26 protein-coding genes are annotated in these 25,336 nt (G+C 72.4%); 6 read left to right on the forward strand and 20 right to left on the reverse strand.

Translation table 11 applies throughout. The annotated features are described in order from the left end of the window. Nucleotides 1-12: 12 nt before the first annotated feature. From OG490_RS07550 to OG490_RS07575, 6 genes are all read right to left on the reverse strand, one after another. Nucleotides 13-1,212, reverse strand: a complete 1,200-nt coding sequence (locus OG490_RS07550; protein WP_330295505.1) for an acetylornithine transaminase — start codon at nt 1,210-1,212, stop codon at nt 13-15. Further along, nucleotides 1,209-2,132 (reverse strand): acetylglutamate kinase, encoded by a 924-nt coding sequence (argB, locus tag OG490_RS07555; RefSeq protein WP_330295506.1) that lies wholly within the window; start codon nt 2,130-2,132, stop codon nt 1,209-1,211. Before argB ends, OG490_RS07550 begins: the two co-directional genes overlap by 4 nt. Then, the gene (argJ, locus tag OG490_RS07560) at nt 2,129-3,286 is read right to left on the reverse strand and encodes a bifunctional glutamate N-acetyltransferase/amino-acid acetyltransferase ArgJ (protein WP_330295507.1); all 1,158 of its coding nucleotides are present in this window, start codon (nt 3,284-3,286) and stop codon (nt 2,129-2,131) included. Before argJ ends, argB begins: the two co-directional genes overlap by 4 nt. Then, nucleotides 3,283-4,311, reverse strand: a complete 1,029-nt coding sequence (gene argC / locus OG490_RS07565; RefSeq protein WP_330295508.1) for an N-acetyl-gamma-glutamyl-phosphate reductase — start codon at nt 4,309-4,311, stop codon at nt 3,283-3,285. The genes argJ and argC overlap by 4 nt, the downstream gene beginning before the upstream one ends. A 139-nt stretch (nt 4,312-4,450) precedes the next feature. Beyond that, a complete protein-coding gene (locus OG490_RS07570; RefSeq protein WP_330295509.1) occupies nt 4,451-4,888 on the reverse strand; it encodes a helix-turn-helix transcriptional regulator in 438 nt (145 codons plus the stop codon). 131 nt (nt 4,889-5,019) lie between these two features. Continuing rightward, nucleotides 5,020-5,433, reverse strand: coding sequence for a DUF5997 family protein (locus OG490_RS07575; RefSeq protein ID WP_330295510.1), 414 nt, complete (start codon nt 5,431-5,433; stop codon nt 5,020-5,022). Nucleotides 5,434-5,491: 58 nt separating this feature from the next. Here OG490_RS07575 and OG490_RS07580 point away from each other — a divergent pair, with 58 nt between their 5' ends. Together OG490_RS07580 and OG490_RS07585 are read left to right on the forward strand one after the other, a co-directional pair. Continuing rightward, nucleotides 5,492-6,271 carry a LysR family substrate-binding domain-containing protein gene (locus OG490_RS07580; RefSeq protein ID WP_330295511.1) on the forward strand — a complete coding sequence of 260 codons (780 nt, stop codon included), beginning with the start codon at nt 5,492-5,494 and terminating at the stop codon, nt 6,269-6,271. Nucleotides 6,272-6,450: 179 nt separating this feature from the next. Then, nucleotides 6,451-7,035: a chitin binding peritrophin-A domain-containing protein gene (locus OG490_RS07585; protein WP_330295512.1), complete on the forward strand. Its 585-nt coding sequence runs from the start codon at nt 6,451-6,453 to the stop codon at nt 7,033-7,035. On the opposite strand, the gene OG490_RS07590 is transcribed toward OG490_RS07585, so the two are convergent. The 3 genes from OG490_RS07590 to OG490_RS07600 are packed head-to-tail and all read right to left on the reverse strand — an operon-like array spanning nt 7,032 to nt 9,907. Continuing rightward, the gene (locus tag OG490_RS07590) at nt 7,032-7,808 is read right to left on the reverse strand and encodes an N-acetyltransferase (RefSeq protein ID WP_330295513.1); all 777 of its coding nucleotides are present in this window, start codon (nt 7,806-7,808) and stop codon (nt 7,032-7,034) included. The genes OG490_RS07585 and OG490_RS07590 overlap by 4 nt on opposite strands. A gap of 49 nt (nt 7,809-7,857) precedes the next feature. After that, entirely contained in the window at nt 7,858-8,433 is a 576-nt protein-coding gene (locus OG490_RS07595; protein WP_330295514.1) for a histidine phosphatase family protein, read from the reverse strand. A gap of 31 nt (nt 8,434-8,464) precedes the next feature. After that, nucleotides 8,465-9,907, reverse strand: coding sequence for an aminotransferase-like domain-containing protein (locus tag OG490_RS07600; protein WP_330295515.1), 1,443 nt, complete (start codon nt 9,905-9,907; stop codon nt 8,465-8,467). Here OG490_RS07600 and OG490_RS07605 point away from each other — a divergent pair. After that, nucleotides 9,906-10,883, forward strand: coding sequence for a DMT family transporter (locus tag OG490_RS07605; protein WP_330295516.1), 978 nt, complete (start codon nt 9,906-9,908; stop codon nt 10,881-10,883). The genes OG490_RS07600 and OG490_RS07605 overlap by 2 nt on opposite strands. Before the next feature lie 58 nt (nt 10,884-10,941). Further along, nucleotides 10,942-11,139 (forward strand): DUF1918 domain-containing protein, encoded by a 198-nt coding sequence (locus OG490_RS07610; protein WP_330295517.1) that lies wholly within the window; start codon nt 10,942-10,944, stop codon nt 11,137-11,139. A gap of 27 nt (nt 11,140-11,166) precedes the next feature. On the opposite strand, the gene OG490_RS07615 is transcribed toward OG490_RS07610, so the two are convergent. Continuing rightward, nucleotides 11,167-12,444, reverse strand: a complete 1,278-nt coding sequence (locus OG490_RS07615; RefSeq protein WP_443065765.1) for a glycoside hydrolase family 10 protein — start codon at nt 12,442-12,444, stop codon at nt 11,167-11,169. 151 nt (nt 12,445-12,595) lie between these two features. Here OG490_RS07615 and OG490_RS07620 point away from each other — a divergent pair, with 151 nt between their 5' ends. Beyond that, nucleotides 12,596-13,492, forward strand: coding sequence for a 3-hydroxybutyryl-CoA dehydrogenase (locus OG490_RS07620; protein WP_330295519.1), 897 nt, complete (start codon nt 12,596-12,598; stop codon nt 13,490-13,492). A gap of 57 nt (nt 13,493-13,549) precedes the next feature. Here the strand turns inward: OG490_RS07620 and OG490_RS07625 are convergent, their stop codons facing one another. From OG490_RS07625 to infC, 9 genes are all read right to left on the reverse strand, one after another. Next, nucleotides 13,550-14,116 (reverse strand): NUDIX hydrolase, encoded by a 567-nt coding sequence (locus tag OG490_RS07625; RefSeq protein WP_443065766.1) that lies wholly within the window; start codon nt 14,114-14,116, stop codon nt 13,550-13,552. 17 nt (nt 14,117-14,133) lie between these two features. Continuing rightward, nucleotides 14,134-15,477: a transcriptional regulator gene (locus OG490_RS07630; protein WP_330295521.1), complete on the reverse strand. Its 1,344-nt coding sequence runs from the start codon at nt 15,475-15,477 to the stop codon at nt 14,134-14,136. Between the two features lie 680 nt (nt 15,478-16,157). Continuing rightward, nucleotides 16,158-18,686, reverse strand: coding sequence for a phenylalanine--tRNA ligase subunit beta (gene pheT / locus OG490_RS07635; protein ID WP_330295522.1), 2,529 nt, complete (start codon nt 18,684-18,686; stop codon nt 16,158-16,160). Beyond that, on the reverse strand, nt 18,686-19,813 hold the full coding sequence (gene pheS / locus OG490_RS07640; protein ID WP_330295523.1) for a phenylalanine--tRNA ligase subunit alpha: 1,128 nt from the start codon (nt 19,811-19,813) through the stop codon (nt 18,686-18,688). Before pheS ends, pheT begins: the two co-directional genes overlap by 1 nt. Before the next feature lie 153 nt (nt 19,814-19,966). Further along, nucleotides 19,967-21,229 carry a sensor histidine kinase gene (locus OG490_RS07645; RefSeq protein WP_330295524.1) on the reverse strand — a complete coding sequence of 421 codons (1,263 nt, stop codon included), beginning with the start codon at nt 21,227-21,229 and terminating at the stop codon, nt 19,967-19,969. Nucleotides 21,230-21,284: 55 nt separating this feature from the next. After that, complete coding sequence (locus tag OG490_RS07650; RefSeq protein WP_330295525.1) at nt 21,285-22,145, reverse strand: TrmH family RNA methyltransferase; 861 nt, start codon at nt 22,143-22,145, stop codon at nt 21,285-21,287. 118 nt (nt 22,146-22,263) lie between these two features. Beyond that, on the reverse strand, nt 22,264-22,650 hold the full coding sequence (gene rplT / locus OG490_RS07655) for a 50S ribosomal protein L20 (protein ID WP_330295526.1): 387 nt from the start codon (nt 22,648-22,650) through the stop codon (nt 22,264-22,266). A 103-nt stretch (nt 22,651-22,753) separates the two neighbouring features. Continuing rightward, nucleotides 22,754-22,948 (reverse strand): 50S ribosomal protein L35, encoded by a 195-nt coding sequence (gene rpmI, locus OG490_RS07660; protein WP_030157249.1) that lies wholly within the window; start codon nt 22,946-22,948, stop codon nt 22,754-22,756. A gap of 103 nt (nt 22,949-23,051) precedes the next feature. After that, nucleotides 23,052-23,819, reverse strand: a complete 768-nt coding sequence (infC, locus tag OG490_RS07665; RefSeq protein ID WP_330295527.1) for a translation initiation factor IF-3 — start codon at nt 23,817-23,819, stop codon at nt 23,052-23,054. Between the two features lie 322 nt (nt 23,820-24,141). On the opposite strand from infC, the gene OG490_RS07670 reads away from it, so the two are divergent. Beyond that, nucleotides 24,142-24,513, forward strand: a complete 372-nt coding sequence (locus OG490_RS07670; RefSeq protein WP_330295528.1) for a DUF1844 domain-containing protein — start codon at nt 24,142-24,144, stop codon at nt 24,511-24,513. Between the two features lie 82 nt (nt 24,514-24,595). Here the strand turns inward: OG490_RS07670 and OG490_RS07675 are convergent, their stop codons facing one another. Next, nucleotides 24,596-25,336: an SseB family protein gene (locus OG490_RS07675; RefSeq protein WP_330300816.1), complete on the reverse strand. Its 741-nt coding sequence runs from the start codon at nt 25,334-25,336 to the stop codon at nt 24,596-24,598.

Consider the following 25,336-nt stretch of genomic DNA (forward strand, 5'->3'; position numbering starts at 1 on the left):
TTCCCCGATTGATCATCCGTCCACGTCCGCGGCGGACTTCGCTGCGTTCAGCACGCCCGGCAGGGCCTGGAGGAACGCGTCCGCCTCGGCCTCGGTGAGCACGTACGGGGGCATGAGCCGTACGACGTCGGGGGCGGGCGCGTTGACCAGGAAGCCGGCGTCCTGAGCCGCGCGCTGCACCTGCGGTGCGAGCGGCTCGGTCAGCACGATACCCAGCAGAAGCCCCGCACCGCGGACATGCGAGACGAGCGGGTGTGCGAATCCTTCGATTCCGCTCCGCAGCCGCTCCCCGCGCTCCTTGACCTGGCCGAGGAGCCCCTCGGACGCGATGGTGTCGATGACGGCGAGGCCGGCGGCGCACGCGATCGGGTTGCCGCCGAAGGTGGTGCCGTGCTGGCCGGGCTGGAGCAGATCGGCGGCCGGGCCGAAGGCGGCCAAGGCGCCGATCGGCAGTCCGCCGCCGAGACCCTTCGCGAGCGTGACGAGGTCGGGCAGGGCGCCCTCGTGGGCCTGGTGTTCGAACCACTGGCCGCAGCGGCCGATGCCGGTCTGCACCTCGTCGAGGACGAGCAGGGTGCCGGTGGCGCGGGTGATCTCGCGGGCGGCCGTCAGATAGCCCGCGGGCGGGACGACCACGCCGTTCTCGCCCTGGATCGGCTCGATGATCACGAGCGCGGTCTCTTCGGTGACGGCGGCCCGCAGGGCCTCCACATCGCCGTACGGGACGTGCGTGACGTCACCGGGCAGCGGGCGGAAGGGGTCCTGCTTCTTGGGCTGGCCGGTGAGCGCCAGGGCGCCCATGGTGCGGCCGTGGAAGCCGCCGTCGGTGGCGACCATGTGGGTCCGCCCGGTCAGCCGGCCGATCTTGAAGGCGGCCTCGACGGCCTCGGCGCCGGAGTTGCAGAAGAAGACCTTGCCCTCGCGGCCGAAGAGCTGGAGCAGCCGCTCGCCGAGCGCGAGGACCGGCTCGGAGGCGTAGAGGTTGGAGACGTGGCCGAGGGTGGAGACCTGCCCGGTCACGGCGGAGACGATCGCCGGGTGGGCGTGGCCGAGGGCGTTGACCGCGATCCCGCCCACGAAGTCGGTGTACTGCTTGCCGTCCGCGTCCCACACCTGGGCGCCGGCGCCGCGTACGAGGGCCAGCGCGGGCGTGCCGTAGTTGTTGGTCAGCGACCCCTGCCAGCGGGTCGCGTACTCCTGGTTGCCGGTCATGCGGGGTCCCCTCCCGGTGTATCGACTGCCTGTGCGTCGGGCACGACCATCGTGCCGATTCCCTCGTCCGTGAAGATCTCCAGCAGGATCGAGTGCTGGACCCGGCCGTCGATCACCCTCGCGGTGGTCACACCGCTGCGGACGGCGTGCAGGCAGCCCTCCATCTTGGGGACCATGCCGCTCGACAGCTCGGGGAGCAGCTTCTCCAGCTCGCTGACGGTGAGCCGGCTGATGACCTCGTCGCTGTTGGGCCAGTCCGCGTAGAGCCCCTCCACGTCGGTGAGGACCATCAGCGTCTCGGCGCCGAGTGCGGCGGCGAGCGCCGCGGCGGCCGTGTCGGCGTTCACGTTGTACACGTGGTGGTCGTCGGCGCTGCGCGCGATGGAGGAGATGACCGGGATCCGGCCGTCCGCCAGCAGGGCCTCGATCGCGCCGGTGTCGATGGCGGTGATCTCGCCGACCCGTCCGATGTCGACGAGCTCGCCGTCGATCTCGGGGGTGTGCTTGGTGGCGGTGATGGTGTGGGCGTCCTCGCCGGTCATGCCGACGGCGAGCGGCCCGTGCTGGTTGAGCAGCCCGACCAGCTCGCGCTGGACCTGCCCGGCCAGGACCATCCGTACGACGTCCATCGCCTCCGGCGTGGTGACGCGCAGACCGGCCTTGAACTCGCTGATCAGGCCCTGCTTGTCCAGCTGGGCGTTGATCTGCGGGCCGCCGCCGTGCACGACGACCGGCTTGAGGCCGGCCTGGCGCAGGAAGACCACGTCCTGGGCGAAGGCCGCCTTCAGGTCCTCGTCGATCATGGCGTTGCCGCCGAACTTGATGACGACGACCTTGCCGTTGTGGCGGGTCAGCCAGGGCAGGGCCTCGATGAGGATCTGGGCCTTGGGCAGCGCGGTGTGCTTGCGTGCGGTGCTCATGAGGAGTACGCGCTGTTCTCGTGGACGTACTCGGCCGTCAGGTCGTTGGCCCAGATGACCGCGGACTCGGAGCCGGTGGACAGGTCGGCGGTGATGCGGACCTCGCGGCCCTTCATGCTCACCAGGTCGCGGTCCTCGCCGACCGAGCCGTTCTTGCAGACCCACACGTCGTTGATGGCGACGTTGAGGCGGTCCGGGTCGAAGGCGGCCTTCGTGGTGCCGATGGCGGAGAGGACCCGTCCCCAGTTGGGGTCCTCGCCGTGGATGGCGCACTTGAGCAGGTTGTTGCGGGCGATCGACCGGCCGACCTCGACCGCGTCGTCCTCGGTGGCCGCGCCGATGACCTCGATGCGGATGTCCTTGCTGGCGCCCTCGGCGTCGCCGATCAGCTGGCGGGCCAGGTCGTCGCAGACGGTGCGGACGGCTTCCGCGAACGCCTCGTAGGCCGGCACCTGGCCGGACGCGCCCGAGGCGAGCAGCAGCACGGTGTCGTTGGTGGACATGCAGCCGTCGGAGTCGACCCGGTCGAAGGTTTTGCGGGTCGCGGAGCGCAGCGCCTTGTCGAGGGTGGCGCTGTCCAGGTCGGCGTCGGTGGTGAGGACGACGAGCATGGTGGCCAGGCCCGGGGCGAGCATGCCCGCACCCTTGGCCATGCCGCCGACCGTCCAGCCGTCCTGCGAGACCGTGGCGGTCTTGTGCACGGTGTCGGTGGTCTTGATGGCGATGGCGGCGGCCTCGCCGCCGTCGGCGCTGAGCGCGGCGACCGCGGCGTCGATGCCGGGGAGCAGCTTGTCCATGGGGAGCAGTACGCCGATCAGGCCGGTGGAGGCGACGGCGACCTCGCCGGCGTTGACCCCGGCGCCCAGGGCCTCGGCGACCTTCTCGGCGGTGGCGTGGGTGTCCTGGAAGCCCTTGGGGCCGGTGCAGGCGTTGGCCCCGCCGGAGTTGAGGACCACCGCACTGACGGCGGCGCCGCGCAGCACCTGCTCGGACCAGTGGACGGGTGCGGCCTTGACACGGTTGGAGGTGAAGACGCCGGCTGCGGCCAGGCGCGGGCCCTTGTTGACGACGAGGGCGAGGTCCGGGTTGCCGTTCGACTTGATCCCGGCGGCGATGCCGGCTGCCGTGAACCCCTGTGCTGCCGTGACACTCACGGTGCGACTCCGATCGTGGAAAGACCCAGGCTCTCGTGGAGCCCGAGGGCGATGTTCATGCTCTGGACAGCGCCGCCGGCGGTGCCCTTGGTGAGGTTGTCGATGGCGCTGATCGCGATGATCCGCTGGGCGGCTTCGTCGTACGCGACCTGGATGTGAACGGCGTTGGAACCGTAGACGGACGCGGTCGCCGGCCACTGCCCCTCGGGCAGCAGGTGCACGAAGGGCTCGTCGGCGTACGCCTTCTCGTACGCGGCGCGGACCGCGTCGGCGGTGGTGCCGGGGAGCGCCTTGGCGGAGCAGGTGGCGAGGATGCCGCGGGGCATGGGCGCCAGCATCGGCGTGAACGACACCGAGACCCGCTCACCGGCGAGGGGACTGAGGTTCTGGATCATCTCGGGCGTGTGGCGGTGGCCGCCGCCGACCCCGTACGGGCTCATGGAGCCCATGACCTCGGAGCCGAGCAGGTGCGGCTTGAGCGCCTTGCCGGCCCCGGAGGTGCCGGTGGCGGCGACGATCACGGCTTCGGGCTCGGCGAGCTGCGCGGCGTAGGCGGGGAAGAGCGCGAGCGAGACGGCCGTCGGGTAGCACCCGGGCACGGCGATGCGCTTGCTGCCGGCCAGCGCGGCGCGGGCTCCGGGCAGCTCGGGGAGGCCGTAGGGCCAGGTCCCGGCGTGCGGGGCGCCGTAGAACTTGTCCCAGTCGGCGGAGTCCTTGAGCCGGTGGTCGGCGCCCATGTCGACGACGAGGACGTCCTCGCCCAGCTGGGCGGCGACGGCGGCGGACTGCCCGTGGGGCAGCGCCAGGAAGACGACATCGTGCCCGGCGAGCGCCTCGGGCGTGGTCGCCTCCAGGGTCCGGCCGGCCAGCGGCACCAGGTGCGGCTGGAGCGAACCGAGCAGCTGCCCGGCGTTGGAGTTCCCGGTCAGCGCGCCGATCTCGACTTCGGGGTGGGCCAGGAGCAGGCGCAGGAGCTCTCCGCCCGCATATCCACTCGCACCGGCCACCGCTACACGTACCACCATCGGACCCTCCTCATCGATGGCATGACTATACGTATCTCCGCAGTTTTATGCAAAGGGTTCCGGGGTCGGCCACGCGGTGGGGAAACGGGCAGGCATGGACGGCTTCGCCGGGGCGGGCCGTACGGTCGCCCCGCCCGCGCTACGGTGCGAAGTCGGGGCCGGCCGCCGCGGGACCGCCCGGCCGGGGGTTCCTCACCGGGCGCGTCAGGATCTTGGACACGCAGGCCGGGAGGGCGGCGCCCGCCTCGTGGGAACGGGCCCGGTAGGCGCTGGGGCTCTCGCCGACCAGCTCGGCGAAGCGCGAGCTGAAGGACCCCAGCGAGGTACAGCCGACCTCGAAGCAGACCTCGGTGACGCTCAGGTCGCCCCGGCGCAGCAGCGCCTTCGCCCGCTCGACGCGGCGGGTCATCAGGTAGCTGTACGGGGTCTCGCCGAAGGCCGCGCGGAAACTGCGGGAGAAGTGCCCCGGCGACATGAGGGCGATGCCCGCCAGTGCCGCGACGTCCAGCGGGCTCGCGTAATCGCGGTCCATCGCATCGCGGGCACGGCGCAGCCGCACCAGGTCCTCAAGCATCACGTGCACCAGCATGGCACGCCGGGGGCGGCGGACGGCAGCCGTCCGGTGCTGCAAAACCGGGCCCCGCACGGGGCCCGGCTCGGGATCGGGCCTATTGGCTCGGGATCGGGCCTACTGGCTCGAGGTCGGGCCTACTTCTCGCCCTTGGCGCCCTTCTCGGCCTTCTCCGCCTTCTCGGCCTGCATCTGCTTGATGCGGACGGTCTCCTTGCGGACATCGGCCTGGGTGGCGCGCTCCTTGGCGAGCCACTCGGGCATGTCCTCCTTCAGCGCCTCGATCTGCTCGGTGGTGAGCGCCTCGGTGACACCGCCGCGGGCCAGGCCGGAGATGGAGATCCCGAGCTTCGCCGCGACCACCGGACGGGGGTGCGGACCGTTGTTCCGGAGGTCCTGCAGCCACTGGGGCGGCTCGGTCTGGAGGGCGGCCAGCTCGGTGCGCGAGACGACACCCTCCTGGAACTCTGCGGGGGTGGCCTCTAGGTACACACCCAGCTTCTTCGCCGCGGTCGCGGGCTTCATGGTCTGGGCGTTCTGCTGCGACGTCATGGTGTCAAGGGTATAGAGCGTGTGCGCCCCCTCCGACCACGGCCGGTAATCTGGCCGGGTGACAGACTCCCGGACACCCCCGACGTTCAAGCTCGCGTACGTACCCGGGGTGACGCCCACCAAGTGGGTCCGGGTCTGGAAGGAGCGGCTGCCCGACGTCCCGCTGACCCTGATCCCGGTCACCCCCGCCGAAGCCCCCGCCCTGCTGCGGGAGCGCGGCGCCGACGCCGGATTCGTCCGGCTGCCGATCGACCGTACGGACCTCAGCGCGATCCCGCTCTACACCGAGACCACGGTCGTCGTGATCCCCAAGGACCACCTCGTCGCGTCGGCCGAGGAGGTCTCGCTCGCAGATCTGGCCGACGAGATCGTGCTCCACCCGCTCGACGACACCCTCGACTGGGAGCAGCTGCCGGGCAAGCCCGCACTGCAGCGCCCCGAGACCACCGCCGACGCGATCGAGCTGGTGGCGGCGGGGATCGGGGTGCTCGCCGTTCCGCAGTCGCTCGCGCGTCTGCACCACCGCAAGGACCTGACGTACCGCACCCTCCTGGACGCCCCCGCCTCGCGCGTGGCGCTGTCCTGGCCCGAGGAGGACGAGACCCCCGACCTGGTGGAGGAGTTCATCGGGATCGTGCGCGGGCGGACGGTCAACAGCTCCCGCGGCCGCGGCCGCACCCAGCCGGAGCCCGAGCCGAAGAAGGCGAAGCCGCAGCGCAAGCCGGCCCCGAAGTCGGGCGGCAAGCCGACGGCCAGGAACCCGCGCGCCGGCGCCCCCAAGGGCGGCAAGGCCACGGCCAAGTCCACCGGCAAGCGCGGCAAGCCCCGCGGGCGTTAGGCCGTCCCTTTCGGATCTTGCCGCACAGGCAGAGGAGCTCCCACCAGTCCGCCGGCGCCTTCGAGCCGGCGGACATTCGCACGTCTGGACGGTCCCCGCAATGCACTGCGCCCGTCGCGCGCCCGCCCCTATAGTCACCTCGTATTCATTACGTCACAGTGAGTGATCTGGGGGCAAGGGTGTTACGCATCGTCAAGGGACTCGCCGCACTGGCCGCCGGGGCGGCCTTCGCCCTGGGGCTTGGGGTCGTACCCGCCGGGGCCGTCGGCACCACCGAGGGCTCGTGCGCGGGCGGGGTCACCGGGCGGCTGCCGCGGGCGCAGGACCAGCGGTTCTACGTGCAGTGCGGGGGCGGGATCGCCACCGTGCTGGCCTGCCCCACCGGCCAGGTCTACGCCCCCGAGCGCCAGCTCTGCGACGACCCCGAGCGGGTCCGTCCCGCCGTGGCCACCGCCGCGACGGCCGCGACGGCCGGCCCGGCGAAGCTGAACGGGCTGCTGTTCGGCGTCAAGAACCTCAGCGCCACCGTGCGCATCGCGGACGCACCGGCCGGGCTGGACGGCGTACCGGTCACCTTCACCACCCTCGGCGGCCGGACCCTGTGCACGGCCGTCACCGACCAGTTCGGCGCCGCCCGCTGCGACACCCCGGCCCGGCTGACGATCCCGCTGGACGAGATCCTGCGCGGCTACCGGGCGAACTACGCGGGCATCGGCGGGATCTACCTCGGCTCCTCCGCCACCGCCCCCGTCTCGCTCCTCTAGGCCGTGAGCCCGTGCCGGACCCAGACGTTCGGCTCGACGTAGACCGCGTAGCCCTGCTGCGGATCGCAGTGGACCGGGGACAGGGCGCCCGGAACGCGGACCGGGCCGGCGGTGTCGAAGGGCAGGCCCGTCCACTCGCGCCACTGCTCGAGGGAGCCGGTGATCGTCATCGACAGCGGGGCCACCGAGTCGATGACGGCGCCCGCCCGCACGTGGACCCGTAGCCACGGGTCGTACGGGAGACCGTCCTCGCGGGTGCGGTACGCGTACTCGTGGATCGAGGTGTCCGGCTCGGCCGGCTTTCCGCTGGGCCGGACCGGCGCCACCACCTCGGTGAAGCCGCGCGCGCGGGCGGTCTCGCGCATCGCGGCGAGCATCCGGCCGGACAGGCCCTCGCCCTGCCGGTCGCTCGCAATGCTGATCTCGATCGCGCTCACGGTGTCGGGCTCGACCCCGCGCCGCAGGTCGGAGAATGCCCACATCAGGATCCGGTCCCAGCCCTGCGGGGGCAGCACCCCCTCGCGGCCCGGCGCGTGCTGCGCGAAGGGCACGCTGAAGCCGCGGGCGACCACCGCGTCGCCGTCCGTGGCGATCAGGACGTACTCCGGGAACTCGGCCACCATCCGCGGGTACAGCAGCCAGGCCAGCGCGTCGTGCTGGGCGAACTCGGGCCACGAGTCCTTCATGTCCCAGAGCCGGGCCGCCAGTTCGGGCCGCTCCGCGAGCGTGGTGATCCGGATGCCCGGGCCGCCGATGTCTGTGGTCTCGTCCATGCCCGCAGGCTAAGCACACCCCACCTGCGCCTCAACCGATTTTGTCGGTTCAGACGGGCGCCTGGAGGGAGAGGTTCCAGCGCCGCGGCCGGCCCGCCAGCGTGATCGTGGACAGGGGACGGACGTCCACGCTCCAGTAGGTCGACGGGGGCACGTTCAGGGCGTAGACGAGCGCGGCCCGGACCACCGAGGGCTCCGCCACCGCCACGATCGCTCCCCCGTCGTCCGCCGGCCGGGTGTCGAGCCAGCCGCCGATCCGGGCGATGAAGGAGAGCAGGGACTCCCCGCCGTGCGGGGCGGCCCGGGGGTCCGCGAGCCACAGGTCCACGGCGGCCGGCTCCCGGGCCGCCACCTCCGCCAGGGTCAGCCCCCGCCAGCGGCCCATGTCGCACTCGCGCAGCGCGGGCTGCGCCATCGGCGCGTACCCGAGGGCCGCGCCGGTGGCCCGGCTGCGCGAGGTCGGCGAACAGTAGCGGAGGTCGGCCGAGCCCAGCGGAACGAGCCCGCGCGCGGCGGACTCCACCGCGCGCCAGCCGTCCACGTCGATGGGGCGGTCGTCGTCGAAGCGCTCTGCGAGCAGCGAGCTACTACGGGCTGCTGCTACTAGCGAAACCCGAACATGCATGCGGCGATGGTGAGCCGCATGTGCCACGGGGTCAAGCGTCCGGACCGAGCCCCGACCGCAGCCGCCTGACCGCCTCGGTCAGTTCGCCCGCGCCGGACACCCCGGCGAAGCTCATCCGGACGTACGGAGCGGGCGGTTCCGCGCAGAAGAAGGGCCGCCCGGGCGCGACCTGCACCCCGGCGCGCAGCGCGGCCGCCGTGAAGGCGACGTCGTCCAGGCCCCCGCCGGTCCTGGCCCACATCTGGTAGCCGCCGCGCGGCGGGTGGGGCACCTCCAGCTCCGACAGCTCCCGGCGCAGGGCCCCCAGCAGGGTGTCCCGGCGGTGGCGCAACTCCTCGGCCAGGACCTTGAGGTGGCGGGGCCAGGCCGGCGCGCCGACCAGTTCCAGGGCGGCTTCCTGGAGCGGACGGGGCACGAAGAAGCTGTCCACGACCTGGATCGCACGCAGCCGGTCCCGTACCGGGCCGCGGGCGGTCAGGGCGCCCACCCGCAGGCTGGGCGAGGTGGTCTTGGTCAGCGAGCGGACGTGCACGACCACCCCGTCGGTGTCCTCGGAGGCCAGGGTCGGGGGCAGCGGGCCGGAGTCCTCGTGGACCAGGGAGCGCGCGTAGTCGTCCTCCACCACGAACGCCCCGGCGGCGCGCGCGATCCGCAGCACCTCGGCGCGCCGCTCGTCGGACAGCACGGACCCGGTCGGGTTCTGGAACAGCGGCTGGCATACGAACACCCGCGCCCCCGTCGCCTCGAAGGCGGCGGCCAGCAGTTCCGGCCGGACCCCGTCCGCGTCCATCGGGACCGGCACGGGCCGGCACCCGGAGGACCGGGCGATGGCCAGCAGCCCCGGATAGGTCGGGGATTCGACGAGGATCGGCGCCCCGGGCGGGGCGAGCGCCCGCAGGGCGGTGGTCAGCGCGCTCTGCCCGCCCGCGGTGACCAGGACGTCCGCCGCGCCGACGGTCCCGGCCGGTCCGCCGATCTCCCGCGCGAACCAGTCCCGCAGCTCCGCCAGCCCCTCCACGGGAGGCCTCCCCCACACGCCGGGCCGCCGTCCGGCGCGGGCGAGGGCGGCGGCCATGGCCCGCTCGGGCTGGAGGGTGGGGTGCAGGTAGCCGCCGTTGAGCTCGATGACCCCGGTCGGCGGCACGGTCAGGGTGGCGAGCACCCCGGAGGCGTCGACGGAGCGCGGGACCACTTCGCCGGCACCCTCGGCGCTCAGCGCGACGGCCTGCCAGGAGGTGTCCCCGGGCGCGGGCGACTGCGTACGGGGCTGCGCGCGGAAGGCGCCGGCTCCGGGGCGGGTGACCACGAGGCCCTCGGCCGCGAGCTGCGCCAGGGCCCGGGTCACGGTGACGGGGCTGACGCGGTAGCTCTCGACAAGAGCCCGGCTGGACGGGAGCTTTCCACCCAACGGGTAGCGGTTCAGCTCCGACCGCAGGGATTCCGCCAGCTCCGCCACACTGCTACGCTCGTACATGACAGCAAAGAATAGCGCTACCCTCCCCAAGGCGATAGCGGTTCGGACCTCGGCCACCGGCAGCCCGGCCGCGAGCGGCCCGGCGACGGACGGCCCGGCGACGGACACGGTCCCCCGCAGCCGGTTCGGCGGAGGCACCGTCCTCGCCTCGGCCGGTGTCGTCACGTTCTCGCTGACCTTCCCCGGCACCGCCTGGGGCCTGGAGAGCTTCGGCCCCTGGTCCCTCTTCGGACTGCGCTGCCTGCTCGCCGGCCTGGTCGCCGCCGGCTGCCTGCTGGCCGGGCGCGTGGCGCTCCCCGACCGCGCGCACTGGCTGGGCCTCGCGGTGGTCGCGGGCGGCACGGTCATCGGCTTCCCGCTGCTCACCACCCTCGCGCTCCAGACCTCCACGACCTCGCACGCCGCCGTCGTCGTCGGCCTGCTGCCGCTGACCACCGCGGTGATCTCCTCGCTGCGCACCGGGGCCCGGCCCTCGCGGAGGTTCTGGGTGGCGGCCGCCGCCGGGGCCACCGTGGTCCTCGGCTTCACCGTGTCCCAGAGCGGCGGCTCCCTCTCGGCGGGCGACGGCCTCCTCTTCGCCGCCCTCCTGGTGTGCGCGGCCGGATACACCGAGGGCGGCCGCCTGGCCCGGCTGATGCCCGGCTGGCAGGTCGCGGCCTGGGCGCTGGTGCTGTGCCTGCCGATCGGCATCGCCGGCTCCGCGCTCGGGCTCGCGTACGAGCCGGCCCACCTCAGCCGGCACGGGCTGGCCGGGCTCGTCTGGGTCGCGGTCGGCTCCGCCTTCCTCGGCCTCTACCTCTGGTACCGGGGCATGGCCGAGATCGGCGCGGCCCGCGCGAGCCAGCTGCAGCTCGCGCAGCCGCTGCTGACCCTGGTGTGGTCGGTGGTGCTGCTCGGCGAACACCTGTCCCCCGCCGCGCCCGTCGCCGCCTGCGCGGTGCTGGTCTGCATCGCCGTGACCCAACGGGCCAAATAGCAGTGAAACGACCTAAACTGCTAGCACCGGATCGGACCGCCACCGTAGGAGGTCAGCTATGCGCGCGACCGAGGGCGACCAGCTGGTTCAGCACGGCAGGATCGTGGGCCAGCACGACAAGGTCGGAGAGATCACCCAGGTCCTGGGAGAGAACGGCACCCCTCCCTACCGGGTCCGCTTCACGGACGGGCACGAGGCCGTCATGTCCCCCGGCCCCGACTGCATCGTGAAGCACCCCGCCGACCACGACCACTGACCGCGGCCACTGACCGCGATCAGTGATTCAGGACGGCGGCGCCACCACCGTCGGGTAGTGGTCCGCGACCACCCTGGCCATCGCCCCGTTGGGGTCCGCGTCCACCTGCTTCGCCGAGAAGTAGGCATGGCCGCGGACCTCCGGGTATCCGGCGGCGAAGCGCACGTGCCGCGACAGCTCCCGCGGATCGCGCCAGGCCGCGGTGGAGCTTTCGGCGTCGCAGCGGTAGAGCGCCTCCCCCACGTAGAGCTGGACGCGGGTGCCGGCGACGGTCTGCGCCCACCAGGGGACGATGGCCGCGTAGTCGGCGGCCGGGTGCCCGATCTGCCAGTAGGCCTGCGGTGCGATGTAGTCGATCCAGCCCTCGCGCACCCATTTGCGGGTGTCCGCGTACAGGTCGTCGTACGTGGCCACGCCCGCCTTCGTCGGCGAACCGAGCGGATCGCGGTCGGAGTTGCGCCAGATGGCGAAGGGGCTGATGCCGAAGCGCGTCTTCGGGCGCAGTGCCCGTAGCCGCCCGGACATCTCCTGGACCAGGGTGTCGGTGTTGTGGCGGCGCCAGTCGGCGCGGGTGGCGAAGGACCGGCCGTACTTCTCGTACGCGGCGTCGTCGTCGAAATCGCGGCCCTCGACGGGGTACGGGTAGAAGTAGTCGTCCCAGTGGACCCCGTCGAGCGGGTAGCGGGCGACCGCGTCGAGCATGGCGTCCTGCACGAAGCGGCGCACCTCGGGCAGCCCGGGGTTGTAGTACAGCTTGCCGCCGTAGGGGACGGTCCAGCCGCGGTTGCGGCGGGCCGGGTGCTCGGGGACGAGCCGGCCCGGATCGGTGTGGTTGGCCACCCGGTACGGGTTGAACCAGGCGTGCAGTTTCAGCCCCCGGGCGTGCGCTTCGGTGACGGCGGTGCCGAGCGGGTCCCATCCGGGATCCACTCCCTGCTCACCGGTCAGCCACTGGGACCACGGCTCGCGGGCCGAGGGCCACATCGCGTCGGCGGTCGGGCGGACCTGGAGGATCACCACGTTGAGGCGGCGGGCGACGGCCCGGTCGAGCAGGTGGAGCAGCTCGGCGCGCTGTTCGGAGGCGGGCAGTCCGCTCTCGGAGGGCCAGTCCACGTTCTGCACGGAGGCCGCCCACACCCCCCTGAACTCGGTCTTTTCCGCCTCGGGGGCTCTGATCGCGGCCTTGCGCTCCGGGGCCGCCGCGCCCTCGGATCCCCGTACCGCTTTCGCCGGGGCGGCCGTCGCCGCGGCCGCCAGCACCCCCGCTGCCCCGGCCAACATCCCCCGCCTCCCGATGTGCGCCATGTGACGACTCCGTTCCGCTCCGTGACATTGCCTGCTGTCCGCCCAGCATGCCCGCCCCGGCCCGACACGCCGGGCAAGGACGGGGGTAACGTCGGGGGGCGTGGCGGGCGCCGGAACGCAGTTACCACTGCACGAGTACGGGGGACCCGCGATGGAGAGCAGCGAAAGGCACGATGTGACGGACCTCCCAGACGACATCGCACGCGTCGGCGTAGTGGGCTGTGGCCAGATGGGCGCGGGCATCGCGGAGGTGTTCGCCCGCAGCGGTCTCGAGGTGATGGTCGCCGAGACCACCGGCGAGGCCCTGGAGCTCGGACGGACCCGCCTGCACACCTCGCTGACGAGGGCCGCCGAACGCGGCAAGATCAGCGAGGAGGAGCGGGACGCGACCCTGGCCCGCCTGTCGTTCACCACCGACCTCGGCGAGTTCGCCGACCGCGACCTCGTCATCGAGGCGGTCGTCGAGAACGAGCAGGTCAAGACGGAGATCTTCCAGGTCCTCGACCAGGTGATCACCCGCCCGGACGCGATCCTCGCCTCCAACACCTCCTCGATCCCGCTGGTCAAGCTGGCCGTCGCGACCTCGCGGCCCGACCAGGTCATCGGCATCCACTTCTTCAACCCGGCCCCGGTGCAGCAGCTCGTCGAGCTGATCCCGGCGCTGACCACCAGCGACGAGACCATCAAGCGGGCCGAGGCCCTGGTCGGGGGCGTGCTGAACAAGCACGCGATCCGCGCCCAGGACCGTTCCGGCTTCGTCGTCAACGCGCTCCTCATCCCGTACCTGCTGTCCGCGATCCGGATGTTCGAGTCGGGCATCGCGAGCCGCGAGGACATCGACAACGGCATGGAGCTGGGCTGCGCCCACCCGATGGGCCCGCTGAAGCTCGCGGACCTCATCGGTCTGGACACGGTGGCCTCGGTGGCCGACTCGATGTACGCGGAGTTCAAGGAGCCCCTGTACGCGGCTCCCCCGCTGCTCCAGCGGATGGTCGACGCCGGCCGCCTCGGCCGCAAGACCGGCTCGGGCTTCTACCCGTACGGCTGACCGCCGTACCGGTCACCGGCGCCCGGCCCGGTCACGGCGCCAGTACCCGTCACGGCGTCAGCCGAGCCGCAGGTGGTGCAGTAGCAGCAGCCCGGCCGCCATGTTGGCGGCCGGGACCTCGCCGCGCGCGATCATGTCCGGCACCAGTTTGAGCGGGACCCATTCCCGGCGCGAGGACTCGAAGGCGTCCTCGGGGTGGCCGATGTACGTGGCTCCGTCCGCCCAGTAGAGGTGGTGGCGGGCGTCGGTCAGCCCGTTGGACGGTTCCACGGTCATCAGATGGCGGAGCGGGCCGGGCCGCCAGCCCGACTCCTCCTCCATCTCCCGGGCGGCGGCGTCCTCCAGCGACTCGCCGTCCTCGACCACCCCGGCGGGCAGTTCCCAGCCCCAGCTGTCGGTGATGAAGCGGTGGCGCCACAGCAGCAGCACCTCGTTGGCCTCGTTGACGGCCGTGGCGACGGCGACCGGGCGCAGCCGGATCACGAAGTGGTCCAGGTGCCGGCCGTCGGGGAGTTCCACATCGGCGAGGTTCACGTCGAACCAACGGTTGGCATACACGGTTTGCTCACTCAGGTTCATCCACTGCACGGTTCTGCCACCTTCCGATCGAGTAGGTGGCAACATGGCAGCAGTTCACCCGGTCACAGGGGAACGCGCAGCGCTCCGTCGATGAGCTCCGCGGTCTCCTCCGCACCCGAACAACCGCTGGTCAGCAGCTGTTCGCGGACCGCCCGCAGCCGGTCGCGAAGCCGCAGCGACTCCATGCCCTTGGCCCGCTCCGCCATCTCCGCCGCCGAAGCCACCGCCTGGTCGGCCTCGCCCTGGCGCAACTGGATCTCGCACAGCATCGCGAGGCGGTGCACACGGCCCCGGTCGTGCGCGGGGGTCCCCACCGCCGCCGCGGCCTGCTCGTGTGCCCCCCGCAGGTCCCCCATCCCCAGCAGCGCCTCGGCCACCTGTACGTTGACCAGCCCGGGCTGCACGTACCCCGTCTCATCGGGCTCCGTGCCGGGCCTGATCCGCTCCGCGGCCGCCTCCGCGTTGCGGATGCAGGCCAACGCGGCTGCCGTGTCCCCGAGTTGGGCGTACGCCTTGGCCTGCATGGCGTACAGGTCGGCGGCCAGCGCCGGGGTCGTGTGCCGGCCCGCGGCACGCAGGGCCGCCTCCGCGAAGGCCACGGCCTGGCGGAACTCCCGTAGATGCAGGGACTGGTTGACGATCAGCGCGATCACGTACGCCCCCAGCCCGCGGTCCCCGCTCGCCTTGGCCAGCCGCAGGGCCTGGTGGAAGTACCGCTGGGCCAGCCCGTGCGCGTCCGAGTCGTACGCACAGATCCCCGCCACCGCCACCAGGGAACCGGTCGCCCGGTGCAGGCTGCGGCCGAGCCCGTCGGAGTAACTGCCGCGCAGCATCGGAGCGGTCTCGCTGCCGAGGAAGCGCACGATCCGGTCGCGGGTGGCCACACCGCCGGCCCGGCGGTACATCAGCTCGTAGTGCGCGCGGGCGGCCCGCAGGATCTCGATGTGCTCCGGGCCCACCCGGGTGGGCCCCTCGCGGGACACGTCGGCGTCCTCCGGCGGGTTCTCCCACTCCCACACCGGCATCACGGCGGGCGTCCCCGTGAGCGCCTCGGCGTTGAGCATCGGGAGCCGGCCCTGCCCGTCGGAGCGCCACAGGGCGGCCGCCCGGTCGACGAAGCCGCTGAGCGGGGACGCGTGCGAGCCCGCGCCGTGCTGCCCCGGCACCCCGAACCCGACGTCGTCGAGGCACAGCGCCCGGCCCAGCCGGCCTCCGACCACCTCGCAGATCAGGTCGGGCACCTGCCCGCGGGGCCGCTGCCCCTTCAACCACCGCGCCACGGCGGTGTGTTCGTACCGCAGGGCCAGTCCCCGGGTGCGGCCCGCCTGGTTCACGTGCGCGGCGAGTCCGGCGTGGGACATGCCCGCCTCGGCGAGGAGGGCATCGAGCAGTGCGTTGGGCTGCATAGGCCCCTCCAAGGGCTCGTCGGACCCAGGCTAATGGGTGCGCGGTTCACACGGGGTGCACTGTGTCCAATTCACACAGGGTGTGAACCCAGTACGCGCATAAATGCGATACGCACCCTCCCGGAGGACCCCCTGCGGGCGCTTCACTTAAGGGCCTCGCCAAGAGGTAGCCCGGGTCGTCGGCTCCCCCTCGTACAGTGCGACGACCCGAAAACCGCGCCGCCCGTCCTGTTGTCTGCCCGACACTCCACGGCAGGCGGGCGGCGCGCTTCGGCTCCGCCGGGCCCTGGTTGGTCGCCGGGCCCCGTCCGAGCCGGACCGAACGCGTGCCGGGCCCACCCACCGGGCCCGGCCCGCGTGGCCCCCGATTCCGGCGCGGACGCCCGCACCCAGCCGCCCGGACGTCCGCGCCCCGGCGCTGCGCGCCCGACCCCGGGGCCCTGCGGGCAGCTCCCCCACCCCGCCCCTTCCCGAAACGCCTCAAACGCCGGCGGGGCTGGAAAATCCAGCCCCGCCGGCGTTTGAGGCGCGGGTCCGGGCAGAGCCCGGGGAACGGTGGAAGGGCGGGTAGGGGACATGCCCCGCAGGGCCCGGCCCGCCCCCGCGCAGCCAGGGCAGGGGAACGCGTAAGGGGGCGCACCCCGAATCGGGATGCACCCCCTCAAGCCAAGCGCCAGCGGCTACGCTCCGCGCAGCACCGCGCCCGTGCGCTCACCGGCCAGGGCAACGGCCGCGTCGCGCGCCGCCGTCGACTCCTCGGCGGTCAGCGTCCGGTCGGCCGCCCGGAAGCGCAGCGCATAGGCCAGGGACTTCTTGCCCTCGCCCACCTGCTCGCCCTCGAAGACGTCGAACAGCCGCAGCGACTCCAGGAGCTCACCGGCGCCCTTGCGCAGCGCGGCCTCGACCGTGGCGGCCGGAACCGACGCGTCGACGATCAGCGCCACGTCCTGGGTCGCCACCGGGAAGGAGGAGATCCGGGGCGCCTGGAGGGCCTCGCCGCCGGCCGCCGCGAGGCGGTCCAGGTCGAGCTCCATCGCGCTGGTACGGGCCGGCAGGCCCATCGCCTTGACCACCCGCGGGTGGAGTTCACCGGCGTGGCCGATGACCGTCTCCACCCCGTCGAGGGTGACGATCAGTTCGGCGCAGCGACCCGGGTGCCAGGGGCCGTACTGGCCCTGGCGCACGACCAGCTCCGCACCGGCCTCGACGGCCAGCGAGCGGGCCGCCTGGATCGCGTCGGCCCAGTCGGCCGGGTGGCCCTTGCCCCACCAGCCGGCCTGCTCGCGGGCCCCGGCCAGCACGACCGCGGCGTAGCGCGGCTGCGCGGGCAGGGCCGCGTTCAGGGTGGCGATCTCCTCGTCGGTGGGACGCCGGTCGACGCCGAGGCGTACCGCGACGCCCGGCTGCGCGGCGGCGCGGAAGACCGAGCCGGTCTCGAAGAGGGCGAGGTCGTGGCTGCCCCGGCTGTCGTTGCGGCGCAGCGCGCCGAGCAGACCCGGCAGCAGCGTGGTGCGCAGCGCCGGCTCCTCGTCGGAGATCGGGTTGACCAGCTTGACGACCTGGCGGGAGGCGTCGTGCGCGGACAGCTGGAGCTGGTCGAAGACGCCCTCCCCGAGGAAGGGGTAGCTGAGCGCCTCCACGTAGCCCGCGCCGGCCAGCGCGCGGCCCACCCGGCGGTGCAGCTGCTGCCGGGCGGTCAGACCGCGGCCGGAGGGCACCTGCGGGAGGGTCGACGGGAGGTTCCCGTAGCCCTCCAGCCGGATGACCTCTTCGGCGAGGTCGTTGGGCTCGGCGAGGTCGGGCCGCCACGAGGGGACGGTGACGACGAGCTCGTCCTGGCCGTAGACGTCGCAGCCGACCTCCTGGAGGCGGCGTACGACGGTCTCGCGGCCGTACTCCATGCCGGCGACCCGGTCGGGGTGGTCCGCGCTCATCGCGATGGTGCGCGGGGCGCCCGGGGCGGTGAGCTCGGTGACTCCGGCCTCGGCGGTGCCGCCGGCGAGCAGGACGAGCATGTCCACGGTGCGCTGCGCGGCCGCGGCGGCGGCCTGCGGGTCCACACCGCGCTCGAAGCGCTTGGAGGCCTCGGAGGACAGCTTGAGGCGGCGGGCGGTGCGCGAGATCGACACGGAGTCGAAGTGCGCGGCCTCCACGACCACCTCGGTGGTGCCGGTGACCACGCCGGTCGCCGGGTCCGTGACGGAGTCGGCGATCTCGGTGTTGGCCCCGCCCATGACGCCGGCGAGCCCGATGGGGCCGCTGTTGTCGGTGATCACCAGGTCCTCGGCGTCGAGGGTGCGCTTGACCCCGTCGAGGGTGGTGAACTTCTCGCCCTGCTCGGCGCGGCGGACGCCGATGGCGCCGTCGATGCGCGAACGGTCGTAGGCGTGCAGCGGCTGGCCGAGCTCGAGCATCACGTAGTTGGTGATGTCGACGGCGAGCGAGATCGGGCGCATGCCCGCCTTCTGCAGGCGGCGCGTGAGCCAGATCGGGGAGCGCGCCTCGGGGTCGAGACCGGTCACGGTGCGCGCGGTGAAGCGGTCGCAGCCCTGCGGGTCCTCGATCTTGACGGGGTAGCCGTACGAGTTCGGCGCGGGCACGTCGAGCAGCGCCGGGTCGCGCAGCGGCAGGCCGTACGCGGTGGCGGCCTCACGGGCCACACCTCGCATGGACATGCAGTAGCCGCGGTCCGGGGTGATGTCGATGTCGAGGACCTCGTCGACCAGCTCCAGGAGCTTGATCGCGTCGGTGCCGACCTCGTGCTCGTGCGGCAGCACGATGATGCCGTGCGTGCCGTCGTCGCCCATGCCCAGCTCGTCGCCGGAGCAGATCATGCCGTGCGAGGTGCGGCCGTAGGTCTCGCGCGAGGCGATCGCGAAGTCGCCGGGCAGCACCGCGCCGGGCAGGACCACGACGACCTTGTCGCCGACGGAGAAGTTCCGGGCGCCGCAGACGATCTCCTGCGGCAGGCCGGTGCCGTTGGCCTGGCCGACGTCCACCGTGCAGAAGCGGATCGGCTTGCGGAAGCCTTCCAGCTCCTCGATGGATCGCACCTGGCCGACGACGAGCGGGCCCTTGAGCCCGCCGCCGAGCTGCTCGACGGTTTCGACCTCGAGGCCGGCGTCGACGAGCTTGGTCGCGACGTCGCGACCGGTTTCACCCGCGGGGAGGTCGACGTACTCCCGCAGCCAAGAAAGCGGGACCCGCATCAGATCTCCATCCCGAACGGCCGGGTGAAACGGATGTCACCCTCGACCATGTCTCGCATGTCTTCGACGTTGTGGCGGAACATCAGCATCCGCTCGATGCCGAACCCGAAGGCGAATCCGCTGTACTTCTCCGGGTCCACACCGCAGGCGATGAGCACCTTGGGGTTGACCATGCCGCAGCCGCCGAGCTCGATCCAGCCCTCGCTGGAGCAGGTGCGGCACGGGCGGTCGGGGTTGCCCACCGATGCGCCGCGGCACACGTAGCACTGCATGTCCATTTCGGCGGACGGCTCGGTGAAGGGGAAGAAGTGCGGGCGCAGGCGCGTGGTGGTGCCCTCGCCGAACAGCTCCTGGACCATGTGGTCCATCGTGCCCTTGAGGTCCGCCATGGTCAGGCCCTCGTCCACGGCGAGCAGCTCGACCTGGTGGAAGACCGGGGTGTGCGTCGCGTCGAGCTCGTCGGTGCGGTACACCCGCCCGGGGCACACGATGTAGACGGGGGGCTTGCGCTCCAGCAGCGAGCGCGCCTGCACCGGGGAGGTGTGGGTGCGCAGCACGACGCCGGACTCGTCGCCTTCGGTGCCCTCGGGGCCCTTGACGAAGAAGGTGTCCTGCATCTGGCGTGCCGGGTGGTCGGGAGTGAAGTTGAGGGCGTCGAAGTTGAACCACTCCGCCTCGACCTCGGGGCCCTCCGCGACCTCGTACCCCATGGCCACGAAGATGTCCGCGATGCGGTCCATCAGCGTGGTCAGGGGGTGCCGGGCGCCGGCCGGAACCCGGTCGTAGGGCAGCGTGACGTCCACTGCCTCCTCGACCAGCACCCGCTCGTCGCGCTCGGCTTCGAGCGCGACCGTGCGGGCCCCGAAGGCCTTGTTCACGGCACCGCGGGCCTGGCCCACGATCTTGCCCGCCGCGGCCTTGGCCTGCGGCGGCAGCGCGCCGATCTCGCGGTTGGCGAGCGCCAGGGGCGAGCGGTCGCCCATGTGCGCGGTCTTCGCCTCGCGCAGCGCGTCGAGGTCGCCGGCGGAGGCGAAGGCGGCGAGCGCCTCGTCCCGCATGCGCTCGATCTCTTCCGGTTTCAGTGCCTCGACCTCAACAGGGTCGTACGACTTGTTCGGTGCCGACATCTCTTCCCGTACTTCCGATGGCTGGCTGGTGGGTCCCCGCCGCGATACGCACGACGCGCTCGGCACAAGGACACAAAGGTGCCAAAGGTCGAGTCTAAAGGTCGCTGGGGGTGAAGGGGCCCGTCGGGCTTCCTGGCGGGACGCTCCGCAGGTCTACTGCGTGAGGTACGCCGGGGCGGCGACGGGCAGGATAAATCGGAACTCGGCCCCGCCGCCGGGGCCGCGGCCGACCCTGATGGTGCCGCCGTGGGCTTCCACGATCCCCTTGACGATGTACAGGCCCAGGCCGGTGCCGCCGCGCTTGCTGCCCCGCCAGAAGCGGGTGAAGACGCGGCCCATCGACTCTTCGGGGATCCCGGGGCCCTCATCGGTCACGGTGACGGCGGTTCCCTTCTCGGTCTTGCCCGCGGCGTTCGCGAAGCTGGTCGGCGCTACCTCGATGGTGACCGTTCCCTCGCCGTGTCGCACCGCATTTTCGAGCAGGTTGCCGAGGATCTGGTCAATTTTGTCCGGGTCCGCCCACAGATCGGGCAGCGGACGGCTCACGCTCACGAGGAACCGCTCCGGGGCCTGGCCGTTCGCGGTGAGCGCCTGGACGTGCCGGCCGACGGCGGTGGCCATGTCGACGGGCTGGCGGCGGACCTCCAGTCGCCCCGAGTCGATGCGGGAGATGTCGAGCAGCTCGGCGATCAGCCGGGTGACGCGGTTGGCGTCGGCGTCGACGGTCTCCAGCATCAGCCGCTTCTGGTCGTCGGTGAACCGCTCCCACTTGGCCAGCAGCGTCGCCGTGAACCCCTTGACCGAGGTCAGCGGCGAGCGCAGCTCGTGGGCGACCGTGGCGATCAGCTCGGCGTGGCTGCGCTCGGTGCGCCGCCGGGCCTCGGTGCCGCGCAGGGTGACCACGAGGCGGCTCAGCGGGCCCCTGGGGTGGGTGCGCACGTACCGGGCGGAGACCAGCACCTCGCGGCCGCCGGGGAGCAGCAGGTTGCGCTCGGGCTGTCCGCGCCGGGTGAGGAGGCCCCCGTAGGGGTCGGTCAGCGCCCACCAGCGGCGGCCTTCGAGGTCTTCGAGCGGGAGCGCCTGCTCGATGCCCACGCCGATCGCGTCGCCCGCCGGGAGGGCGGTGATGCGTGCGGCGGCGGAGTTGAAGCAGACGACCCGGCCGGTGGCATCGGCGATGACGAGCCCGTCGGGCAGGTCGTCGGGGTCGATCCCGAGCCCGGCGAACTCCCCGTGCCCCTGCGCGCCCTGCGGCCCGGCACCCGAGAGGCCTACGGGGCATGCGTGCGCGGGGTGGGAGGCCTGCGCGGGCTGTGCGGGCACCCGGGCGGTCTCGGCCCGCTGGGGCGCGGCCGCCAGGACCGGTGTGCCGGCCGCCGTGGCGGACCCCGGCGAACTGTTCGTACCGACGGTCATGTCCCCGTACCCCACATCTCCGAGTACCGCAGTGGGCCCCCGGGCCGCCACATTACTAGCTGGGGGTCACGGAGCGGCACCCTCCGGGCGCCCGCTGTGCACGAGCGGAGGCGTAGAGGCACACGGCGGCGGCCGTCGCGAGGTTCAGGCTCTCGGCCTTGCCGTGGATCGGGACCCTCACCACCGCGTCGGCGAGCGCCCGGGTCTCCTCGGGCAGGCCCCAGGCCTCGTTGCCGAAGATCCAGGCCGAGGGTCCGCCCATGGTGCCCGCGTCCAGCTCGGCGTCGAGGTCCTCGTCACCGGCCCCGTCGGCGGCCAGGATCCGTACGCCGGCCGCGCGCAGCCCCGCGACGGCCTGCTCGACGGGGACTCCGACGGCCACCGGGAGGTGGAAGAGGGAGCCCACGGAGGCCCGTACCGACTTGGGGTTGTAGAGGTCCACGGAGGCGTCGGTCAGCACCACCGCGTCTGCTCCGGCGGCGTCCGCGCAGCGCAGCACCGTACCGGCGTTGCCGGGGTCGCGGACGTGGGCGAGGACGGCGACCAGCTTCGGCCCGGCCTTGAGGATCTCCTCGAAGGGCGAGTCGAGGAAGTGGCAGACGCCCACGATCCCCTGCGGGGTCACGGTCTGCGAGACCTCGGCGAGCACCTCGTCGGAGGCGTAGTGGACGCGGGCCCCGGCGGCGAGCGCGGCGTCGACGATGTCGGAGTAGCGCTCGGCGGCCTCGACGGTGGCGAACAGCTCGATCAGGGTCGAGGCGCCCTCGGCGCCCCGGTGCTCGACGGCCTCGCGCACGGCCTGCGGGCCCTCGGCGATGAACCGGCGCTCCTTGGTGCGGAAGTTGCGGCGCGCCAGTCGCCTGGCGGCGGCCACCCGGGTGGACCGGGGGGAGATCAGCTCGGCGGGGGTACCCATGGCGGTCGGCTCGCTTCCGTGCGTACTGCGGGTGGAACTCGGTCGGACAACGCACCGGACCCGCAGGCGCGAGGCCTGCGGGTCCGGGCAAATTACTGCAGCCTTGAAGGCGTGCTGCTTAGGCAGCGACCTTCGGGGCGTTGACGTCGGCCGGAAGGGCCTTCTGCGCAACCTCGACCAGCGCGGCGAACGCGTTGGCGTCGTTGACGGCCAGCTCGGCGAGGATCTTGCGGTCCACCTCGATGTTGGCGGCCTTCAGACCCTGGATGAGGCGGTTGTACGTCATGCCGTTCTGGCGGGCAGCAGCGTTGATGCGCTGGATCCACAGCTGACGGAAGTCGCCCTTGCGCTTCTTGCGGTCGTTGAAGTTGTAGACCAGCGAGTGGGTGACCTGCTCCTTGGCCTTGCGGTACAGGCGCGAACGCTGACCGCGGTAGCCCTTGGCCGCCTCGAGGATTGCCCGGCGCTTCTTGTGGGCGTTGATTGCCCGCTTGACGCGTGCCACTTTTAACTCCTTGTAGCGGGGCCGTGGTGTTCTTCACACGGCCCGAATTCGATGGGGTCCCGGTACTGACGTCCCGCTCCCTCTGACGGGGAGCGGAGGGACGTCACTTGCCGAGAAGCTTCTTGATCTTCGCGGCGTCGCCGGGGGCCATCTCCGCGGTGCCGGTGAGGCGACGGGTGACACGGGACGACTTGTGCTCGAGCAGGTGGCGCTTGCCAGCGCGCTCGCGGAGCACCTTGCCGGAGCCGGTGATCTTGAAGCGCTTCTTGGTCCCGCTGTGCGTCTTGTTCTTCGGCATAGCGCCGTTATCTCCTCGTCGGTGGCGTCCCCACCGGTCCTGCTCGGGACCGGCTCGGGAGCGTCATATTGTGTCGGTGAATCCGAGACGGGCTGCCTCGGAATCAGGCCTCGGCAGGAGCCTCGTGAGAGGCGGCTGCCTCGTCGGGGGCGTCGGTCGCCTCGTCGGAGGCGTCCTCTGCGTCCACGTCCTCGGCTTCGAGTGCGGCGTTCTCGGCCTCGAGCGCGGCGTCGGCGGCCGCAGCCTCGTCACCACTCTCGTCGCTGACCGCAACACCCTGGCGCTCGGCCTTGCGGGCGGCCTGCGCCTCGCGGGCTTCGGCCATCGCCTCGGTCTTCTTCTTGTGCGGACCGAGAACCATGATCATGTTTCGGCCGTCCTGCTTCGGGTTCGACTCGATGAACCCGAGGTCCTCGACGTCCGAAGCGAGGCGCTGCAGCAGTCGGTAGCCGAGTTCCGGCCTGGACTGCTCGCGACCACGGAACATGATCGTGATCTTGACCTTGTCGCCCTGCTTGAGGAACCGAACGACGTGACCCTTCTTGGTGTCATAGTCGTGCGGGTCGATCTTCGGTCGGAGCTTCATTTCCTTGATGACCGTGTGCGCCTGGTTCTTGCGCGCCTCACGGGCCTTCATGGCCGACTCGTACTTGAACTTGCCGTAGTCCATGAGCTTGCAGACCGGCGGGCGTGCGGACGCCGCGACCTCGACCAGGTCGAGGTCGTACTCCTGCGCGAGCTCGAGCGCCTTCGCAAGCGGCACGATGCCGACCTGCTCGCCGCTGGGGCCGACGAGTCGTACCTCGGGAACGCGAATCCGGTCGTTGATGCGGGGCTCGGTGCTGATGGATCCTCCTCGGTAGCACCACACGGCTGCCTGGAGGACAGCCGCTGACGTTTTTCCGTCAGACCGACCGCGGCGGGAATGAAAAAAGCCCCGCCGGGCACAGGGAGGGGCTCCAATACAACCGGAGCACCGTCGCGTGCGAACCGCGGGGCGCAAAATCGGGCAGCTTTCCATCGTCCGTACGGAACGATGGATACCACCTGACCGGTGACCTGCCTCCCGTGAGGGTGGTCAGGTGGGAGAATCGGAGCCTCCACTTGTGGGCCGGGCACATAAGTGTCCGGCCGGTCGAAGTACATACTAGCACCCGCGTTGCAAGCCTGCCGCACGGCATATCGTGTGGCACATGACTGACGCGACGCCCTCCGGTTCCACGCACGACTCCCCCGACTACGACGACATGACCCGCGACATCGCGGACGTGCCGGCGGTCGAGGTCATCACCACGGTGGCCGTCCACCTGCTCAGTGCGGCAGCGGTCAACCTGGGCCTGGACAAGCCGGACTCCGAACACAAGGACCTCGACGAGGCCCGCAAGCTGATCAACGCCCTGGCCGGCCTGGTCACCGCGAGCGCCACCGAGATCAGCTCCTTCCACGCCGCCCCGCTGCGCGACGGCCTGAAGTCCCTCCAGCTCGCCTTCCGCGAGGCCTCGCTGGTACCGGACGAGCCGGGCCAGGGACCGGGCGAGAAGTTCACGGGTCCCGTGTACTCGTAACCCCCCACCGACACACAAGAGCCGCCGGGAAGGTTCCCGGCGGCTCTTTCGCGTTCTACGGGGCGTGCGGGGCCCGCCGGTCTCAGCGGGCGAACAGCGGCTCGCCCGGCGGAACCGGTGCCCCCTGCGGGAGCAGCGCCAGGTCCAGCCCTCCTACGAGGCGTGCGCGCAGGGTCGGGTCGCCGGCGAGGGCCTCTGCGACCCGCCGGGCCGCGGCCGGAGCCTCGGGACCCGCGGCCAGCACGATCGCCAGGGTGCCGTCGGCGTCCTCGCCGCCCGGGCCCAGGTGGGCGCCGAGCACGGCCGGCTCCGCCGCCACGACGGCCCGTACCGCCTCGCGCACCGCGGGGTCGGCCAGCGGCCCGGCGTCGGTGCGGCCCTCGGCCAGCGCGAGCAGCGCCGGGCCGGTGAGCTGGTAGGTGACCGGACCGGCCAGGTCCAGGACGACGGTGTCGGCCTTCTCGTGGGCCGCGGCGGCCAGCGCCTGGTGCAGCGGGACGGCCACCGGGCGGGCGGCCGGGTCCCACAGGGCCAGCGAGGCGATGGAGGTGAAGGCGGGCAGCGCCCGCCGGTCCCCGGCCCGCAGGGTGGGGACCGCCATGTCGCTGGTCTTCTCCCGCTTGAGCCCGGTCTCGGGGTCGGTCTCCACCTCGCCGAGGACGGCGACGACGGGCACCAGCAGGCGGGCGTCCTTCAGGGCGGCCAGCACCTGCGGCTCCGTGCTCCGGTCCTCGGCCCAGGCGGCCAGGGCCGCGCTCAGCCGGGGGTCCGCGGAGCCGTCGTCGTCGGAGAAGCCCGGGTCCGGAATGTTTTTGGTCGCCAT

The organism is Streptomyces sp. NBC_00503 (assembly GCF_036346895.1).
Lineage (GTDB): Bacteria > Actinomycetota > Actinomycetes > Streptomycetales > Streptomycetaceae > Streptomyces.

Excerpts from the sequence above, each read along its gene's own strand:
- OG490_RS07550 (WP_330295505.1), bottom strand. The coding sequence starts at position 1,212 with ATGACCGGCAACCAGGAGTACGCGACCCGCTGGCAGGGGTCGCTGACC.
- argB (WP_330295506.1), bottom strand. The coding sequence starts at position 2,132 with ATGAGCACCGCACGCAAGCACACCGCGCTGCCCAAGGCCCAGATCCTC.
- argC (WP_330295508.1), bottom strand. The coding sequence starts at position 4,311 with ATGGTGGTACGTGTAGCGGTGGCCGGTGCGAGTGGATATGCGGGCGGA.
- OG490_RS07575 (WP_330295510.1), bottom strand. The coding sequence starts at position 5,433 with ATGACGTCGCAGCAGAACGCCCAGACCATGAAGCCCGCGACCGCGGCG.
- OG490_RS07590 (WP_330295513.1), bottom strand. The coding sequence starts at position 7,808 with ATGGACGAGACCACAGACATCGGCGGCCCGGGCATCCGGATCACCACG.
- OG490_RS07595 (WP_330295514.1), bottom strand. The coding sequence starts at position 8,433 with ATGCATGTTCGGGTTTCGCTAGTAGCAGCAGCCCGTAGTAGCTCGCTG.
- OG490_RS07605 (WP_330295516.1), top strand. The coding sequence starts at position 9,906 with ATGACAGCAAAGAATAGCGCTACCCTCCCCAAGGCGATAGCGGTTCGG.
- OG490_RS07600 (WP_330295515.1), bottom strand. The coding sequence starts at position 9,907 with ATGTACGAGCGTAGCAGTGTGGCGGAGCTGGCGGAATCCCTGCGGTCG.
- OG490_RS07610 (WP_330295517.1), top strand. The coding sequence starts at position 10,942 with ATGCGCGCGACCGAGGGCGACCAGCTGGTTCAGCACGGCAGGATCGTG.
- OG490_RS07615 (WP_443065765.1), bottom strand. The coding sequence starts at position 12,444 with ATGGCGCACATCGGGAGGCGGGGGATGTTGGCCGGGGCAGCGGGGGTG.
- OG490_RS07620 (WP_330295519.1), top strand. The coding sequence starts at position 12,596 with ATGGAGAGCAGCGAAAGGCACGATGTGACGGACCTCCCAGACGACATC.
- OG490_RS07625 (WP_443065766.1), bottom strand. The coding sequence starts at position 14,116 with ATGTTGCCACCTACTCGATCGGAAGGTGGCAGAACCGTGCAGTGGATG.
- OG490_RS07630 (WP_330295521.1), bottom strand. The coding sequence starts at position 15,477 with ATGCAGCCCAACGCACTGCTCGATGCCCTCCTCGCCGAGGCGGGCATG.
- pheT (WP_330295522.1), bottom strand. The coding sequence starts at position 18,686 with ATGCGGGTCCCGCTTTCTTGGCTGCGGGAGTACGTCGACCTCCCCGCG.
- pheS (WP_330295523.1), bottom strand. The coding sequence starts at position 19,813 with ATGTCGGCACCGAACAAGTCGTACGACCCTGTTGAGGTCGAGGCACTG.
- OG490_RS07645 (WP_330295524.1), bottom strand. The coding sequence starts at position 21,229 with ATGACCGTCGGTACGAACAGTTCGCCGGGGTCCGCCACGGCGGCCGGC.
- OG490_RS07650 (WP_330295525.1), bottom strand. The coding sequence starts at position 22,145 with ATGGGTACCCCCGCCGAGCTGATCTCCCCCCGGTCCACCCGGGTGGCC.
- rpmI (WP_030157249.1), bottom strand. The coding sequence starts at position 22,948 with ATGCCGAAGAACAAGACGCACAGCGGGACCAAGAAGCGCTTCAAGATC.
- OG490_RS07670 (WP_330295528.1), top strand. The coding sequence starts at position 24,142 with ATGACTGACGCGACGCCCTCCGGTTCCACGCACGACTCCCCCGACTAC.
- OG490_RS07675 (WP_330300816.1), bottom strand. The coding sequence starts at position 25,336 with ATGGCGACCAAAAACATTCCGGACCCGGGCTTCTCCGACGACGACGGC.